Origin of the sequence: Bradyrhizobium sp. CCBAU 11361 (assembly GCF_028128935.1) — a bacterium.
Taxonomy (GTDB): Bacteria; Pseudomonadota; Alphaproteobacteria; order Rhizobiales; family Xanthobacteraceae; genus Bradyrhizobium; species Bradyrhizobium niftali.
In genome coordinates this window covers 1-15,893 of sequence record NZ_LBJZ01000132.1, presented here as the reverse complement: position 1 = coordinate 15,893, position 15,893 = coordinate 1, and the positions used below count along the sequence as shown (strand labels likewise).

Genomic DNA, 15,893 nt, shown 5'->3' with positions numbered 1-15,893 from the left:
TTGTTAGAATTTGGCTTTTTATTAGGATTGAACGAAGCCGCTGCCGCGGCGTAAGGGGCAAGGTGGCGTAGATCGCCTCCTGGCTGAAGGATGTGGGGGTTGGAGCCCACCCCCTCAGACAGGAGTATCGAGATGGCCGATTTGAGCCCTCTTCGCCGCCGCATGATCGAAGACATGACCGCCCGCAATCTGTCGCCGGCGACGCAGCGATCCTACATCAGCGCGGTTCGAAGTTCAGCCGCTATTTTGGCCGATCACCTGACCGGTTAGAGTTGGAAGACGTCCGCGCCTTCCAGGTGCATCTGGTCTCGACCGGCATATCATGGCCGGCGCTGAACCAGATCGTCTGTGCGCGGCTGTTGGCGATGGCGACGCGATGGGTGTAGCGGCCGAGATAGGCCAACACCACCTGGATGACGCCGCGGGCGCTGTCGATGTCTTCGATCCGCAGTCCCGCAACCTCCGAGGCCCTGAGCCCGGCCGCATAGGCGGTGGTAAGCGCGGCGCGGCTCTTCGATGGCTTCCATCGCATCCGCCACTTCGGCTTCATGGCCAACGGCCATCGCGCTGCCAAACTCGCCCTTTGCTGCAAACTTCTCGATCGTGAGCGGACAGCGCCAAACGATGGCGAGCCGTCGCCTGTGGATTCGGAAGCTCAAACCTGGGCCGAGGCTCCTGCCTGTCCCGATTGTGGTGGCGTCATGCGCATCATTGAGCGCTTTCGACATAGCTTCAGACGCCCCAGCCCTCGAACATCACCGTTCCGATGCGACACATCGTGAGCCAAGTCATGCCGTGCACGACGATCATCATTCGTCATTTCGCTCCCAGCGTCTCGATCATCGCGGACGATGTCGAATCCGTGCTGTCACACCGCGCCACAACAACCGTCCGATGCAGCAAAAAGCCTATCGCGATCTCCGGCGAAGCGCGTCTGATCTCAACTCTTCCCCGATGCGCACATCCCGTTTCTCTGCCTCTCGCGCCGAGCCAGCAGATCGGGCATTGCGATCTCGAACAATCCCCATAGCTGCAAAACCGCGCATAGCCTCCCGCGCCTTCGTTCAATCCGGCTTCAATGAGGTCGCGTCATAAGCGCCTGCCGCGCCCTCGCGTGAGCGCGACCTCACAGAACCCTCAAGATTCTCATCCTGGCTTGGGTGTGATTCAAGCTTGGGATGGACCGATTCGTTTTGACTGACGCCCAATGGGCGAAGATGGAGCCGCTGTGTCTTGGCAAGCCTAGCGATCCCGGCCGGAGCGGCAATAACAACCGGCTGTTTGTCGAAGCCGTGCTGTGGATTGCCCGCACGGGCAGTCCGTGGCGCGATCTTCCGCGCGCCTTCGGCAACTGGATAACTGCGTACTCGCGCTTTCGCGACTGGGCGAAGGCGGGCGTCTGGAAGCGCATGTTTGATGCGGTTTCAGACGAGCCGGACATGGAATATGTCATGGTCGATGCTACCATCGTCAAAGTCCACCGCCACGGACAGGGCGCAAAAGGGGGACGCAAAACCAGGCCATCGGCCGCTCGAAAGGTGGAATGACCACCAAAATCCTGGCACTGACCGACGCGCTCGGCAATCTCGTGCGCTTCGTGCTGCTGCCTGGGCAGCGCTTTGACACGGTCGGTGTCCCGCCGCTGATCGAAGGGCTGGCCTTCGATGCGCTGATTGCAGACAAGGCGTTCGACAGTAACGCAATCATCGCCGACCTCGACGCACGCGGCGCCAAGGTTGTCATCTCCCAGCACCCGCGGCGCGCAAATCCTCTCGCCATCGACAAGGAAATGTACAAATGGCGGCACCTGATCGAAAACCTCTTCTGCAAGCTCAAGGAATTCAAGCGGATCGCCATGCGAGCCGACAAAACTGACCTCAGCTTCGAAGCAATGATCAATCTCACCGCCGCCGTGACAAATTCAAGATGAATCCAAACAGACCCTAGCAAAGCAGGACGACATGTTCTGCTTCACGGCGACTCGCCGAAAGGTATGGAACTGATCGTTGCTAAAGGGTCAGCAATCGCAAGGTCGCTCAGATTGCCTTCGAGCCGGACTCGACCAAGGCCGCTCCATTCAAGCGCAACGACGTGATGCCGGCAGTCATGTGCGACGAGGGCGTACACTTTCCAGGCATGAGCCTCCAGGCGGATCTCGCCGGCACGGCGGAGAAGCTCGGTACCTCCATCTGGGGGTATGGCGAGGATCGTACGTGAACGGGAAGATTGGGCCATCACTTACCTGCAGATATCGCGCTCGCAGGCGGAATGCCGACGGTCCTGATATCGAACTATCAAATTCTTCTAGCTCGCTGTGAATCTCCGCACTCTGCCGCCCACGTCGGCTTGTCGCCGCCAGATGGGAGGACGTGTCAGGAAAAATTCACGCAAGAAAATCCTGGAGAGGGTTGAAACGCCCCTAACGTCAAGTTGTACGATCTTGAAATGGACAACGGCAGTCATCAGCGTCCCAAACCCTCCAACGAGCGACGGTGTGCGAATGCATCAAGTCTCAAGCCCACGCATCAGACTCCCGCTGCCAACGACGATTATCAAGTGTGCCATGCCTTGATCTGCATCCGGGCGCGATGATTTGCATCGATTTCCAAACGTCAAGTTTGCCTGAATGGCGCAGGTTCACACGTAAGTCGGTCGGCCGACCTGCCGCTTCGCGACGCAAGAAGGCGACCACGCTAAAACCTGCGCATGCGTGATGGCTGGGTGAGAGCGCGCGTCGGCGCCAATTGCGTTCGAGGGCGCGGTCGCAAAGCCAATTTCTAGGAGGTCTGAATGGCATCGGTGAGGAGCTTTGAAGATCGCTCTGCATCTGCGATGAGATATGGAGGTTGTCATCCGGCAGGCTTTTCGGACGCCGACCAGAAACGCGCCCGCGATCTATGACGTTCCTAAGCTGTTGACCGAGGAAGTCGACGCTCGCCACAGGGGCTCCCCTGGTGGGGTGGGCGTACTTCAGATCCATTGACGAATACAACTTGAGGAGGAATGGTTTGACAAGACAGCGCTCTTTGCTGACGCCTGGTCCATTGTCGTTATCGCTGGCGGTCAGGAGCCAGATGCAGCTTGATCTCGCATCGCGCGATTGCGAGTTCAAGGAAGTGACCGCCTGCATGAGGCGGCTGATGCTCAACTTGCTGGGAAATGCTGGCGACCATTCGGTGGTGCCTATTCAGGGAGGCGGCTCCTTTGCAATGGAAGCCGCTCTCTCTTCATTTGTGTCCCGAGCCCACAGGCCGCTCGTTTGCATAAACGGCATCTATGGCGAGCGCATTTTAGAAATTTTGCGGCTGTGGGGCGTCGAAGCACTGAAGCTTGTCAAGCGAGCGACCGATCCTTTGGATCCTCAAGAAATTGGCGAGCATCTGAGCCGAAACCCTGGCGTTACGCACCTGTGTCTCGTGCACTGTGAGACGACCACCGGGATCGTCAATCCGCTGGACGCGATCGTGGAGGAGGCGAGGCGACGTGGCGTAAAGACCATCATCGATGGGATGAGTTCTTTCGGCGCCCTTAATATCGACCTGAGCCAGCGTGGACCTGACGTCCTGGTTACGTCGAGCAACAAGTGCATAGAAGGGCCGCCGGGAGTAGCGTTTGTCATCGCGTCTCGCGAGCTGCTGGAGAATGCGGTTCAAGAACCGAGGTCGTTTGTGCTCGACGTGAGAGATCAATGGCTCTCACTCGAGCGCACCGGCGAGTGGCGATCGACCCCTCCCACCCACGTCGTTCAGGCAACGACAAAGGCCTTGAAGATTCTGCACGAGGAGGGCATTGATGCCAGGCGCTGCAGATACGAGAAGGTCAGGGACGATCTCGTCAAAGAACTCGAAGGAGTAGTGTCTCCGCTGCTGTCCGCGGACTTGCAGTCGCCGGTCTGCGTCGCGTTCAGTGCGCCGTCCGGAATCGTGGACCAGGCAGGATTCGATGGGCTGTATCGCCACTTGGCGGCCCACAACCTTTACATCTACTCGAAGCTGCATCTTGCGACGCGGAGTTTTCGAGTCGGTTGCATCGGGGAAATCCAATCCAGCTGGATCGAGCAGTTGGGGTGCGCTTTTCGTACATATTTCCGGTCCGGTCAGGCTCGGTCAGCGGGCCCGATATCGGGCCAAGAGACATGCGGGGCTCGCGTAAAGATGCCGGCTCGAGCGGCTGCGGACCCGCAGCTGTCGTTCTCTGCCGAGACTGCTGTTTTGCATGCGGGCTATCGAAGCGACCCGGTGACGAAAGCCGTCGCAGTGCCGATTTACCAGAATACGGCTTATGAACTCGATGGCGATCTAAACCACATTGCTGACGTCTACAACGTTAAGGCTGATGGGTTCACCTATACGAGGATCATCAATCCGACGACCCGCGCGCTGGAAAGGCGCTACGCCGCCGTCGATATGGGAAGCGACTCGCTCGCCGTTGCGTCAGGTCAAGCGGCGACGTTCCTTGCTATTGTCAACCTGTCAAGTGGCGATGTGGGGGACAATGTCGTCGCCTCTCCGTATCTATATGGCAATACCTGGAACCTGCTCCACAACACATTAAAGCGTCTTGGGATCAGCGTGAGGACGGCAGATCCTCGAAGGCCCGAGACGTTCGAACGTGCCATTGATGATCGCACGATATGCCTGTTCGGAGAGGTGATTTCGAATCCCTGTCTGATTCCGCTCCCCGTCAAACAGCTGGTGGAGATCGGCCGAAAGTACGGCGTGCCTTTGGTCGTGGACAATACGACGACGCCACTGGTATGCCGGCCATCAGATCTTGGCGCTGCGATTACGACGTACTCCGCAACGAAATATATATCCGGCCATGGCACGACGCTCGGCGGACTGATCGTTGACAACGGCGAGTTTAGCTACCGGGGAGCCTCTCGCTTTCCCTTGTTCAACCGTCCCGACGATGCGCATGGCGGAATTGTCTGGCATAACGCGGTGCGCGATGTCGACGATCTTGGAAAGAGCGAGTTTCTCCTCAAGGCTCGCATGACCTGGTTGCGCGATACCGGCGCGGCGATCGCCCCGTTTGCGAGCTTTCAACTGATCCAAGGGCTTGAAACGCTGCCCCTTCGCATGAAGCAGCACTGCGCGAATGCCAGGATCGTGGCCGACGTTCTCAAGGAGCATCCTAAAGTGCGCCGTGTCTTCTACCCGGGGCTCTTTGAAGGCGCCGATCGGGAAACCGTCGACCAGACACTCAATGCCGCATACGGGCACGGGGCGATGGTCATGTTCGAAGTGGAGGATGAACAGGCTGGGCGCAAGTTCATCCAGAACGTCGACTTGATGTATCACGTTTCGAATGTAGGGGATGCCCGCACGCTCGTGACCCATCCTGTCTCGACGACCCACACCACCGTCCCGCGGGAAAAGCGCGAAGCCGCCGGCATATTTGGCGGCTCGATCCGACTTTGCGTCGGCATAGAAGATGTCAGCGACATCGTACGCGATCTGGACAAGGCGCTTTCCGCAATCTGACAACCCGCAAGGCGATCAGGAAGAGGTTCTCATGAATCAGGCAGAGGCTTGGAAATTGAGGTCATCACGCTATGAGGCCGTTCAATTCAGCCGAGAGATCAATAGGCAGCTCTCCGAGTTGAGGCCCGACAACATAACGGGAGCCGCTTATATTGCTAAAGATTACGCTGTGATCACAGCGTGCACGCTCGCGACTGTGTCCGTCTCATGGTGGCTCTACCCGCTGGCCGTTCTTCTGATTGGTGCCTATCAGCGCGGATTGACAACCATCGCTCATGATGCGGCTCACCGCACGCTCGCAAAGAACACGACCTGGAATTATGTGCTCGGCATTCTGTTCGCGGCCTATCCCTTGTTCCAGCGCCACTGGGCCTACCGGATCTCGCACGTCTATTTGCATCATCCCTATCTCGGCGACCCGGACAAGGATCCCGACCTGAAGTTCTTCCTGGCCAGCGGCGTTTACGACGTGCAGTCTCCGGAGCGGTACGCTTTCAACATCATCTGGAAGCCGATCTTCGGCGGCGCAACAGTGACGTATCTGAAATATCTTTGGACGAATCGGTTTTCGATCACAAATGCCGAGGATCAGAGCCGCTCAGCCATACTTGTCGACAAGTATGGCTTCTATCTCTTCTGGATCAGCATCCTGGCCGGGTCATATGCTCTTGGGCTGCTCCATATCGTCGTCCTGTTTTGGATCGTGCCCTATCTTACCACGTTTCAGGTCCTCGGCTGGTTTATCGAGCTCGCTGAGCACTCACCTATGTGCGAAACCGAGACGCAAAACGTCTATCTCACCAGGAACCGGAAAGGAAGTTTCCTCGAGCGGGCCATCCTTGGACAGAATCTGGATGAATACCATCTTGAGCATCACCTTTCGCCGGGTATCCCGTTTTGGCTGTTGCGCAAAGCTCAGAAAATCCGAATGCAGGATCCGAACTACGCGAAGGTTGCCGCTACCTGGGGCGGGCTCTTTGTCAAGGGACCTCAAGGTCAACCTAGCGTCATAGCTCAGTTGAAAGAGCGAAATCGACGGTTGTATGAGCAGTCCGTTGCCGACGTTCGCACGCGAGGGCAGGGGGCGTGACGTTGCTTCGGCCAGAGCGCGCCCGAGCCGTGGTCGGCGTCACCTCGAACCGTCTTTTGGTCGATGGTGTGCATCGCGACTGGTTGCGGCGCAAGTACGTGCAGGCACTCCATCGGCATGCGGGAGTGGCTTGCGTCATATTGCCGACGGTCGACGCCGAAGACGCGCGGGAGGAGATCGCCCCGGCGATCATGCGCCGGCTCGACGGCCTGGTGTTGACTGGTGATGAATCGAACATCGACCCCGCCGTCCTGAGAGCGCCTGCGTCCTTGACGGAGGCTGATCCGCAGGACGTTGAGGTTGGGATCCTTGACCGCCCGCGGGACAGGCTCTCTGCCGTAACCATAGAGAGCGCCATCGCGCTCGGAATGCCTATTCTGGGCATCTGCCGTGGGCTTCAGGAACTCAACGTCTATTTCGGCGGCACACTCCGCCCATCGCTTGCGGAGTGGAGGCCGGAAAGTGGCGCGATGCATGCCGAGAAGTCAGATCGTCCTAGAGACCGTCAGTACGACGCCGCGCACAGCGTCAGCATATGTTCCGATGGCGCGCTCTTTCCAGTCGCGCGGGCGATCGAAGCGCAAGTCAACTCGCTGCACAATCAAGGCATCGAGGCGCTTGCCCCGGCGCTGAGGCGGGAGGCGTGGGCGCCTGACGGTCTGGTCGAGGCGGCCTCGGTCATTGGCGCGCCGACGCTGCAAATCGGTGTGCAATGGCACCCCGAATGGCACGTCTCAACCGATCTCCTCAGCAAGCAACTGTTCAAGGCATTTGGAGAGGCGTGTGTTGGGTACTGCCGAACTAAGAAGCACTAGAGGCGGATTGTGACATTTCAAACCAAACGTGGTCCGTGCAGGTCGAAACGAGAATCCGTCGGAGCCGATGTACGCGTCTGGTCCTGCGAGGGCCGTGCGCCGCCGCGCGGGCACAGGAAGAGTGCGCGATTGACGAATCGCTTCGCTCTAGGAGTTTTCTTTGTGGCGCTTTATGTCGTCGTGAGCGCGGCAGGCGAGGTTTATGCGGCATCGTATTTTCAGCAAGCAGATGTGTTCGTCGCGCTCCTGCTGTCCTTCGCTGTGATTTGTCTGACGTTCAATCTCCTGGCTCACCACGAGGGAGGCGAAGCAAGGGTGGCGAAATGGTCGCTCCTGATCTTCGTCGCGCTCAATGCCGTGACAGCGATCAGCTGGATCGGCCTGTTTATCGGCCTGAAATACGCTGAACCTGCGATCGTCGTCGCCTTTATGGTGGCGTTGGGGCCCACTGCAACAGTGTGGTTAAACGCACTGATCAGGCGCCAGGGCGCCCCTCCAGCATCCGATATTGTCGTGAGCGTTACGATCGCGACGATCGGGAGCTACATGATTTGGATCTCGGCCAGCGGCAACGCGGGCGTGGAGTGGGGGGCTCGATCGTCCTTTGGCATCGTCTTGGCCATCGTGGCCGGCCTATCGCTGGCCGTTACAAATATACTTGTTAAACTGCTGTTCGACCGTGGCTTTTCTGGCCGACAAGTGCTGGCGCATCGGTTTTATGGAACGATTCTCTTGCTGCTGGGACTGGTCGACCATTCATCTATGGTGATCGAGATCTCGCAGCATTGGTTTGCGATCGCAACAACTGGGCTGTCGACGATCATTGTTCCTTTGCTCTTGATCCAGCAGGGCATTCGCCGCCTAGAGCCCTTCACCGTCAACATGGTCCTGTCCACCGCCCCTATCATCACCTTCCTGTTCCAGTACTTCGATTCTCGCATCGTGCCTTCGTCACATACGTTCGTTGGAAATGTTCTCATTACGGCTGTCTCTGTCGGCAGCATCTACTTGCAGTATCGGAGATCCGCATGAAAGAACGGAACTGTGTAATCGTAGACGCATACTCTACCGGCCGCTACCTACCGGAAGAATTCAAGCGCTATGGAATTGGAACGGTGCATGCGATGTCGGCTGCACAGATTCCACCCATATTCCAATCGCATTTCAATGCGGATCTGTATGATGAAGTCATTCGCCCCAGCGAGCACATGGGGTATGACGACATCGTTGAATATCATCTTCAGGCTCTCCATGGCAGGGAATTGGAGTTCGTTATCGCGGGCTGCGAGACCGGAGTTGAGCTCGCCGATTCCTTGTCGGAGCGGCTGGGCTTACCTTCGAATGGCACCGCGCTATCGGCTGCTCGGCGTGACAAAGCGCGGTTGTCTTGCGCGCTGACCTCTGCAGGCGTGCGATCGATCAGACAAGTCGTGTCCGACAGTGCTGTAGAGTTCGCAAGTTGGAAGCATGAAGCGAAGTTCGACGAGATCGTGATCAAGCCTCTGAACAGTACTGGTACCGAGGATGTATTCTTTTGCTCGACAGATGCTGATATTCAGCGGGCTCTAAGCGCAATTGTCGGGAAGACGAACCGTGTCGGAGCGTTGAATCGCTTTGCCCTTGGGCAGGAAAAAATAAACGGCCAGCAATACACCGTAAATGCCGTCTCGATCGACGGGGAAGCCTTCGTTACGGAGGCCTGGACCTATGACACCGTTCCTATTCAGGGGGCATCATCGGTCTGCTCACTTGAGAGGTTGTTGGGGGGCAGCGAACCAATCGTTCAGGAGCTGTCCGACTACTTGGTGCGTGCGTTGCAGGCGCTTCAGATCGTCGACGGACCAGCTCATGCTGAGATCATTGTCGATCGTCGGGGGCCGGTTCTGGTGGACTTCGGAGCGAGGCTTCAAGGGACCATGTCGGCAAAAGCACGAACCATGGCGTTGGGGCACAACCATATGACGCTGACGGCCTGGCGCTACGCAGATCCCAAGAGCTTTGGTGAGTACATGAGGCTGCGCGGGCCATACAAGCGGCAAGCTCACGCACTATGCGTCTCGCTGATCTCCGATATGGGCGGTGTCGTTGTCGGTTACCCGGGACTCGAAGCTATCCGCAAGCTCCCGAGCTTCGCGGATGCCATTGCATTCGTTCCGATTGGTCAAGAGCTGGTTCCGACGATCGACTTGGCGTCGACACCAGGCATCGTTTATCTCGTGAATAGCGACTTGACGCAGCTTGAGGATGACTATGACAAGTTGCGAGCAATGCGGATGGATCAGGTGTTCGATTTAGTGGATCGCGACTAATGCCAACTAATGCCAGGTTGACCGGGGCGAATCCAGCCCGCGCGGCGATGATCGGCGTAAGCGACTTCGATGGCGTCCTGCGAGGCAAACACGTCTTAGGTGAAGATCTGTCGGATGGCGATAAAGTTATCAAGTTCTCTGAAGCGGTGCTGGCGTGGGATTGCTCGGACCGGGTCATTCCGGCCAGTTTCACGCAAAAGCCGCTATCAGCGTTCGGAGATGCTGATCTGCGTATTCTGTCAGGCACCGGCCGTTCAGTGTCTTATGTCGGCGATCAATATCTCTACCTGGCCGAGTTCACGGGCGCACATGAGAACATCTGCCCGCGCGGTATTCTGCGTAAGGTCCTGAGAAGGGCCGCTGACCACGGATACGGCTGCGCTGCCGGGTTCGAGTTTGAATTTATGCTGTTCAAGGAGAACGCCGACACAATTGAAGATAAGCCGTTCGGCGAATGGGCTCCTTTAACACGGGGCCCGTTCGGCTACTCGATTGCGCGCTCTGTCGCGCAACATGAGCTGTTCGATGAGATCTTGGCGCTTTGTGAGAAGGCTAGAATACCTCTCAGCGGACTGCACTTTGAAACGGGGCCTGGCGTGGTCGAAGCGTCACTTCGTCATTGTGATGCGCTGGAAGCTGCCGATCGAGCAACCATATTCAAGTCGATGATAAAAGCCTGGGCGCAAACGCGAGGCATGATGGCTACATTCATGGCCAAGGTTTCCGAGAAATGGCCTGGCCAGTCCGGCCATATTCACATCTCGATGTCCTCGGATGGTCAGAATGCGTTTTACGACAGCGATGCGTTCGGCAACGTCTCGAAGCTTATGAGGCAATTCATCGCCGGACAACTGGAATACATGAATGATTTCTGTGTGCTCGCAGCGCCGAACTTCAATAGCTACAAGAGATTGGTACCCGGCTGCTGGGCACCAATCTGTCCAAGCTGGGGAGTTGACAACCGCTCCTGCGCGGTTCGTGCGATTCCGGGAGATTCGTCGGCCCATCGCCTGGAGTATAGGCTGGCTGGCGCAGACGCGAACCCATATCTCGCGCTCGCATGTGCCATTGGTTCCGGAATACTGGGCGTCGAGACGGATGTGGCACTACCGGCTTCGATCGTCGGTGATGCAGGCGTGGAGATGTGTCGTCCGTCCGCGAGACTGCCCCAAAGCCTATCAGAGGCAACATCACGGTTTGCACAGTCTCCAGCGGCCAATGATGTCTTCGGAGAAAGGTTTGTTGAAGCCTTTTCTTGCTCCCGCCGTTGGGAATGGGAAGCCGTTCAACATCGGGTCACCGACTTCGAACGTCGGAGGTACTTCGAGATCATTTAGCTTGAGCTCCTCGACAGTCTGCACCTCAGTCCTGTAAATGGCGCCGGAGAGCTGGTGCGACTATCCGTGCTGCCGATGTTAGACTTCAAGCAAATGTGGGTCACTCGTTAACTGTGCGGACCTTGGCGATTGCTCGAAGATGCGGCGCTGAGCAGGACGCGCTTCGCCAATTGGCAACTGGCGTCGGTTCCAGGATTCCTGATTGCTGACGATATCGAGCGAGCCATAGCCGCTTGCGACGGCGAAATCCGTTTCCACACGCATCGGCGCTGTTTGGGACGTACACATCCGGTCAAGCTTTCAATTACTCACAATTTCTGCCCAACGACGGCGCCCAACCCGATGTCAGTAAGGCGTGACAGTCCGCGCCACATAACCGTATTGCCGGGCGGGGGATCATTGGAGCGCGCGAGGTACCGCCGAGTCGTGCGATCTTGGTCAGGTAATGAGACAGTGATTTTTGTCGGAACGACCTTTGGCCTTTATCCTTTACAAGATGATCAAGCAGGTCGATCTCGATGTCGGACAGCGCAAGGCTCGGTGGCGCATCTGGAGCCGAGCGGTTGAGCATCGTCATCCAGAAGACCCGCCAACTCAGGATGCAAAAGACCGAGATCAGATTGGCAAGCCGTTGGGCGGTCCTGAGCTTCGACTCGTCAGCTTTGCAGCCCGATTTGAGGATCTTGTGGAACACATCGATTTTCCACCTCAGCGCATACCATTCGAGCTTCTCAATGGCGTCCTTGCGTGACTGAACGGGCAGGTCGGTGATCAGTTTCCACTCGATTTTCTTTCTGTTCTTCGGTGTCCCGCGTTCTTCGGCATGGATCACCGTTAATGTCAGCGCGAAATATCGCTTCTGCTTTCCGATCGGCGGGAGGACTCGAATCTTACGATTCGGATCTCGAGAGACATGAACGTGTAAGCGCTTCATCGTCTGTCGTTTCAGGCTGGGACTTTGGTGTGCTTCCGCCCGGGTTTGCAGGTGGCGGGGGTGCCTGGAGCTGCAGCAGTTTTCGTTCACAAACCCGAGTGGCGAGATCGGCTATACGCAGTCGGTTGATTGCCGCTTCAAACTCGGGCTCCGCAAGGCAAGATGATCCATTAACGAACCATATGAGTGGATTTGGTTCACAGATGGACCAGAACTTGACATGATCCTCGAGATTGGTTTATAAATGAGCCATACTAACCACAATGGTCTATTAATGGATCGTGAGATGCCCAAGAAAACGAGACCATACTCTCGATATGCCAAGGATGCGGCTGTACTTCTGGGGCAGCTCATCCGCAAGGCCCGCATCGATCGCAAGATGACGACCGAAGAGCTCGCCGACCGGGCGGGCCTTTCCCGTGGACTCTTGCGACGTATCGAGAATGGCGATCTTGGCTGCACACTTGGCGCCGTTTTCGAAGCCGCCACCATCGCGGGCGTACCGCTGTTTGAAGCGGATGAACGCACGCTGACCAGCGCTCTCGCATCGAATTCGGCCGTGATGAGGCTATTGCCGAAAGCCGTCCATGCCCCGCGCGTGAGGCCCGATGACGACTTCTGACAAGAAGCCGGCCGAGGCCTTCGTATGGGTCTGGCTACCCGGTAAGACCACGCCGGTCGTGGCCGGCCGCTTGTTTGCCTCTGGCAATCAGTTCCTCTTCAACTACGGACAGACCTATCTCGCGCGCAACAACGCCATTGCGCTCTACGATCCGGAACTGCCGTTACGTCGTGGGGTCCTTCCCCTGACGCCGGGATTGATGATGCCTAATTGCATTCGCGACGCGGCTCCCGACGCCTGGGGACGTCGCGTAATCATCAACCGCAAATTCGGGAAGAGCAGCAAGGAGGTCGACGCTGCGGAGATCGACGAACTGACCTATCTTCTCGAATCTGGCTCCGACCGCATCGGAGCCCTCGATTTCCAGTCGTCGGCAGAAAAGTACGTGCCGCGGGAGGCTTCGGCTGCATCGCTCGAAGAACTTCAAGCCGCGACCGCGCTCGTCGAAAAGGGCCTGCCGCTGACGCAGGACCTCGATCGCGCGCTTCTGCACGGAAGCTCGATTGGCGGTGCCCGGCCCAAGACGATGATCACGTCGGACAGCAAGAAGTACATCACCAAGTTCTCTTCACAGAACGACCTCTACAATGTCGTGAAAGCCGAGTTCGTGGCAATGCGGCTGGCCGCCAAAGCAGGACTTGCCGCCGCTTCCGTCGCTCTCGAGCGCGCCGCCGGCAAAGAGGTGCTGCTGATCGAGCGTTTCGATCGGCAGAAAGTCGATGACGGATGGCAGCGTCGCGTCATGGTATCAGCGCTGACCTTGCTCGGGCTCGACGAGATGATGGCGCGTTACGCAAGCTACGAAGACCTTGCGACTATTATCCGTCACCGGTTCACTTCGCCCAAGGAAACGCTCAAAGAATTGTATGGCCGGATGGTGTTCAATATCCTTTGCGGCAATACAGACGATCATGCCCGCAATCACGCGGGCTTTTGGAATGGAAAAGATCTCGCGCTGACGCCCGCCTATGATATCTGCCCGCAAGTCAGGACGGTCGGCGAGACAACCCAGGCAATGCTCATTGTCGGCGAGCAACGCACAAGCCAAATCTCCGTTTGCCTGAAGGCGGCGCCGCTCTTCCTGCTCGATACCAACGAGGCCACGGATCTCATTGCTCGACAGATCAGGGCGATCAAGACATTCTGGAATGACGTATGCGACGCCGCGTCACTTACAGAGGTCGATCGCAATTTCCTATGGGGGCGGCAGTTCCTGAACCCGTTCGCCTTCGTTGACGCTCCCGAAATACTCGCCAAACTCGTCAAATGACGTCGGGCTTGCGGCAACAATGAAGAGCGTCAAACCCAAGGACGGCTCGGGCGAGCCGCCGGCGCAAGGCGGCGGGCGCAATGCTGATGCGGACTTCCACGGCAAGAAACGCTCGAACGACACCCATGCTTCGACGACTGATCCCGATGCCAGGCTCTACCGCAAAGGTAAAGGCAAGGAGACGAAGCTGTGCTTCATCGGGCATGGGCTGATGGAGAACCGCCACGGCCTGCTGGTCGACGCCTGCCTGACGCGGGCCGACGGGCATGCCGAGCGAGTGGCCGCGCTGCACATGATTGAGCCTCGTGCCGACCGGCCGACAGCAATCACGCTTGGCGCCGACAAAGCCTACGACGCAGAGGACTTCGTCAACGAGCTGCGCTCGATGAACGTAACGCCGCATGTTGCGCAGAACACCAGCGGCCGCAGCTCTTCGATCGATGGGAGAACGACCCGGCACAGCGGCTATGCCGTCAGCCAGCGCATCCGCAAGCGCATCGAGGAGGCGTTCGGCTGGATCAAGACGGTCGCCGGTCAAGAGAAGACCAGCTTCCGTGGCCATGATCGCGTCGCATGGGCCTTCACCTTCGCTGCCAGCGCCTACAATCTGATGCGGCTGCCCAAGTTGATCGCGGAGACCGGCTGATGGGCAAGGTGCCCGGCTTCGCCAAGGCCTTTGTCGGTCGCTGGCGCATCGTCGAGATGGACGTCTGGGACAGCGACTTCCTCGATCTTGTCGAAGAGGCGCATCTCACCTTCCAGGGCAAGTCCGATGGCGAAATCGCCTTTGGGGCTCTTAAGGGCTTCTTGGACGTGCGCTACGGCGCCCGCGACGGTTCGCCCTGCGCGGAGTTCTCATGGGAAGGGCACGATGAGAACGATCCATCCTGCGGTCGCGGATGGGCTATGATTGGCACCGCGGGCAGGCTCGTCGGCCACTTCTACATCCACAACGGCGACGATTCCGCCTTCGTTTGCGAACGCGGCTGAGTTTTTCAACACCCTGCTCTCATGTTTGCTGTCAAGCGACTCGATCAAGCGGAGCCGCTTCCGGCTGAGCGCCCGGACGCTGGACTTCGAAGGTGCCCACGGTAGGAGGCAGGGCTAAAGACGACGGTTGATCAAGCTCTCATGCGCGGGTTGGCTACCGCATGACCGTGGTTTCGTCTTGGGGCTGCCTCGGTCTAGAGGGCGAGCGTCGGCAATGCCGGCTCATAACAGGCCACGAGGATTCCCCACCGCGCCCTGCCTCCTGCCCTGGGCACCGATATGGTCGGCGCTCTTCAGGCGGCCGGCCCGAGTTGTACTTGACGAGTGATCGCCCACAGGAAGCCGACCATCTCACGTGCAATGGCGGTGGTGACGATCACCTTGGGTTTGCCGGCCGCCGACAAGCGCCGATAGCGAGCGCATAGCCTGACCTGGGCCTTCCAGGCGATATCGCGGATAACTTGAGGCAGGCGCTCGTTACGGTCATGGAGCTTGCGACTGACGCGGGCTTGCATGCGATAGGTCCATGCCCCCTCGATCAGAGCCCGCCTGGCCAGAGCGTTGCCAGCCTTGGTGATACCGCCGCGTCGGATGGTGCTTGGCGCAAGATCACGTGGCGTGAAGGGACGGCAGAACGCTTATCCTCGCGCTTTGCCCGTGTGCGCATCCGTCCGGCACATCGAGATTACTGGCTTGCCGAAAGCCGGCCGCAGGAATGGCTGCTGATCGAGTGGCCGGAGGGCACGGAAGCACCCACCAAATATTGGTTCTCGACGCTTCCGGAGAACATTGGATTCCGTCACCTGGTTGACACGGCCAAGCTGCGTTGGCGCATCGAGCGCGACTACCACGAACTCAAACAGGAGATCGGTCTTGGCCACTTCGAGGGACGAGGCTGGCGCGGCTTCCACCAGCATGCAACGCTGTGCATCGCGGCCTACGGATTCCTGGTCTCCGAGCGGGCCCCGCGGGTCACTTCAAATTCCTCCGGGTGTGGTCAGTCAAATTCCTCCACCCGCGAGGCAGGACAAGGGACTGTT

General features: G+C 58.2%; 11 protein-coding genes and 5 pseudogenes. 13 read left to right on the top strand and 3 right to left on the bottom strand.

Features of this window, described 5'->3' with window-relative positions:
* Nucleotides 1-132: 132 nt before the first annotated feature.
* Nucleotides 133-353, top strand: a pseudogene (locus XI08_RS11285) (phage integrase N-terminal SAM-like domain-containing protein); the annotation flags it as partial.
* 53 nt (nucleotides 354-406) lie between these two features.
* Here the strand turns inward: XI08_RS11285 and XI08_RS11280 are convergent.
* Nucleotides 407-514 (bottom strand): annotated as a pseudogene (locus XI08_RS11280) (tyrosine-type recombinase/integrase); the annotation flags it as partial.
* A 664-nt stretch (nucleotides 515-1,178) separates the two neighbouring features.
* Here XI08_RS11280 and XI08_RS11275 point away from each other — a divergent pair.
* The 7 genes from XI08_RS11275 (at nucleotide 1,179) to XI08_RS11245 (ending at nucleotide 11,037) form a co-directional block, all read left to right on the top strand.
* Nucleotides 1,179-1,930, top strand: a protein-coding gene (locus XI08_RS11275) for an IS5 family transposase (RefSeq protein ID WP_097669828.1) whose coding sequence is annotated in 2 segments (ribosomal slippage) — nucleotides 1,179-1,509 and nucleotides 1,509-1,930 — 753 coding nt in all. Because the reading frame shifts where the segments join, the coding sequence is not laid out codon by codon here.
* A gap of 1,078 nt (nucleotides 1,931-3,008) precedes the next feature.
* Nucleotides 3,009-5,486, top strand: coding sequence for a 2-aminoethylphosphonate--pyruvate transaminase (locus XI08_RS11270; protein ID WP_202633062.1), 2,478 nt, complete (start codon nucleotides 3,009-3,011; stop codon nucleotides 5,484-5,486).
* 31 nt (nucleotides 5,487-5,517) lie between these two features.
* Complete coding sequence (rtxC, locus tag XI08_RS11265) at nucleotides 5,518-6,576, top strand: dhydrorhizobitoxine desaturase (RefSeq protein WP_097669827.1); 1,059 nt, start codon at nucleotides 5,518-5,520, stop codon at nucleotides 6,574-6,576.
* Nucleotides 6,577-6,605: 29 nt separating this feature from the next.
* Complete coding sequence (locus XI08_RS11260; RefSeq protein WP_245570244.1) at nucleotides 6,606-7,391, top strand: gamma-glutamyl-gamma-aminobutyrate hydrolase family protein; 786 nt, start codon at nucleotides 6,606-6,608, stop codon at nucleotides 7,389-7,391.
* A 129-nt stretch (nucleotides 7,392-7,520) separates the two neighbouring features.
* Nucleotides 7,521-8,423: a DMT family transporter gene (locus XI08_RS11255; protein WP_097669825.1), complete on the top strand. Its 903-nt coding sequence runs from the start codon at nucleotides 7,521-7,523 to the stop codon at nucleotides 8,421-8,423.
* A complete protein-coding gene (locus XI08_RS11250) occupies nucleotides 8,420-9,700 on the top strand; it encodes an ATP-grasp domain-containing protein (protein WP_097669824.1) in 1,281 nt (426 codons plus the stop codon). Before XI08_RS11255 ends, XI08_RS11250 begins: the two co-directional genes overlap by 4 nt.
* On the top strand, nucleotides 9,700-11,037 hold the full coding sequence (locus tag XI08_RS11245; RefSeq protein WP_271565567.1) for a glutamine synthetase family protein: 1,338 nt from the start codon (nucleotides 9,700-9,702) through the stop codon (nucleotides 11,035-11,037). Before XI08_RS11250 ends, XI08_RS11245 begins: the two co-directional genes overlap by 1 nt.
* Before the next feature lie 304 nt (nucleotides 11,038-11,341).
* On the opposite strand, the gene XI08_RS11240 is transcribed toward XI08_RS11245, so the two are convergent.
* The gene (locus XI08_RS11240; protein WP_271565568.1) at nucleotides 11,342-11,971 is read right to left on the bottom strand and encodes a hypothetical protein; all 630 of its coding nucleotides are present in this window, start codon (nucleotides 11,969-11,971) and stop codon (nucleotides 11,342-11,344) included.
* 244 nt (nucleotides 11,972-12,215) lie between these two features.
* On the opposite strand from XI08_RS11240, the gene XI08_RS11235 reads away from it, so the two are divergent.
* The 4 genes and pseudogenes from XI08_RS11235 to XI08_RS11220 all read left to right on the top strand — a co-directional run bounded on the left by XI08_RS11235 (nucleotide 12,216) and on the right by XI08_RS11220 (nucleotide 14,853).
* Nucleotides 12,216-12,593 carry a helix-turn-helix transcriptional regulator gene (locus XI08_RS11235; protein ID WP_271574434.1) on the top strand — a complete coding sequence of 126 codons (378 nt, stop codon included), beginning with the start codon at nucleotides 12,216-12,218 and terminating at the stop codon, nucleotides 12,591-12,593.
* Complete coding sequence (locus XI08_RS11230) at nucleotides 12,580-13,863, top strand: type II toxin-antitoxin system HipA family toxin (RefSeq protein ID WP_097669822.1); 1,284 nt, start codon at nucleotides 12,580-12,582, stop codon at nucleotides 13,861-13,863. The genes XI08_RS11235 and XI08_RS11230 overlap by 14 nt, the downstream gene beginning before the upstream one ends.
* Before the next feature lie 13 nt (nucleotides 13,864-13,876).
* Nucleotides 13,877-14,509 (top strand): annotated as a pseudogene (locus XI08_RS11225) (transposase); the annotation flags it as partial.
* Nucleotides 14,509-14,853: a hypothetical protein gene (locus tag XI08_RS11220; RefSeq protein ID WP_097669821.1), complete on the top strand. Its 345-nt coding sequence runs from the start codon at nucleotides 14,509-14,511 to the stop codon at nucleotides 14,851-14,853. The pseudogene XI08_RS11225 and the gene XI08_RS11220, both read left to right, overlap by 1 nt.
* 293 nt (nucleotides 14,854-15,146) lie before the next feature.
* Here XI08_RS11220 and XI08_RS11215 read toward each other — a convergent pair.
* Nucleotides 15,147-15,452 (bottom strand): annotated as a pseudogene (locus tag XI08_RS11215) (IS110 family transposase); the annotation flags it as partial.
* Here XI08_RS11215 and XI08_RS11210 point away from each other — a divergent pair.
* Nucleotides 15,432-15,818, top strand: a pseudogene (locus tag XI08_RS11210) (transposase); the annotation flags it as partial. The pseudogenes XI08_RS11215 and XI08_RS11210 sit on opposite strands and share 21 nt — an antisense overlap.
* Between the last annotated feature and the right edge of the window lie 75 nt (nucleotides 15,819-15,893).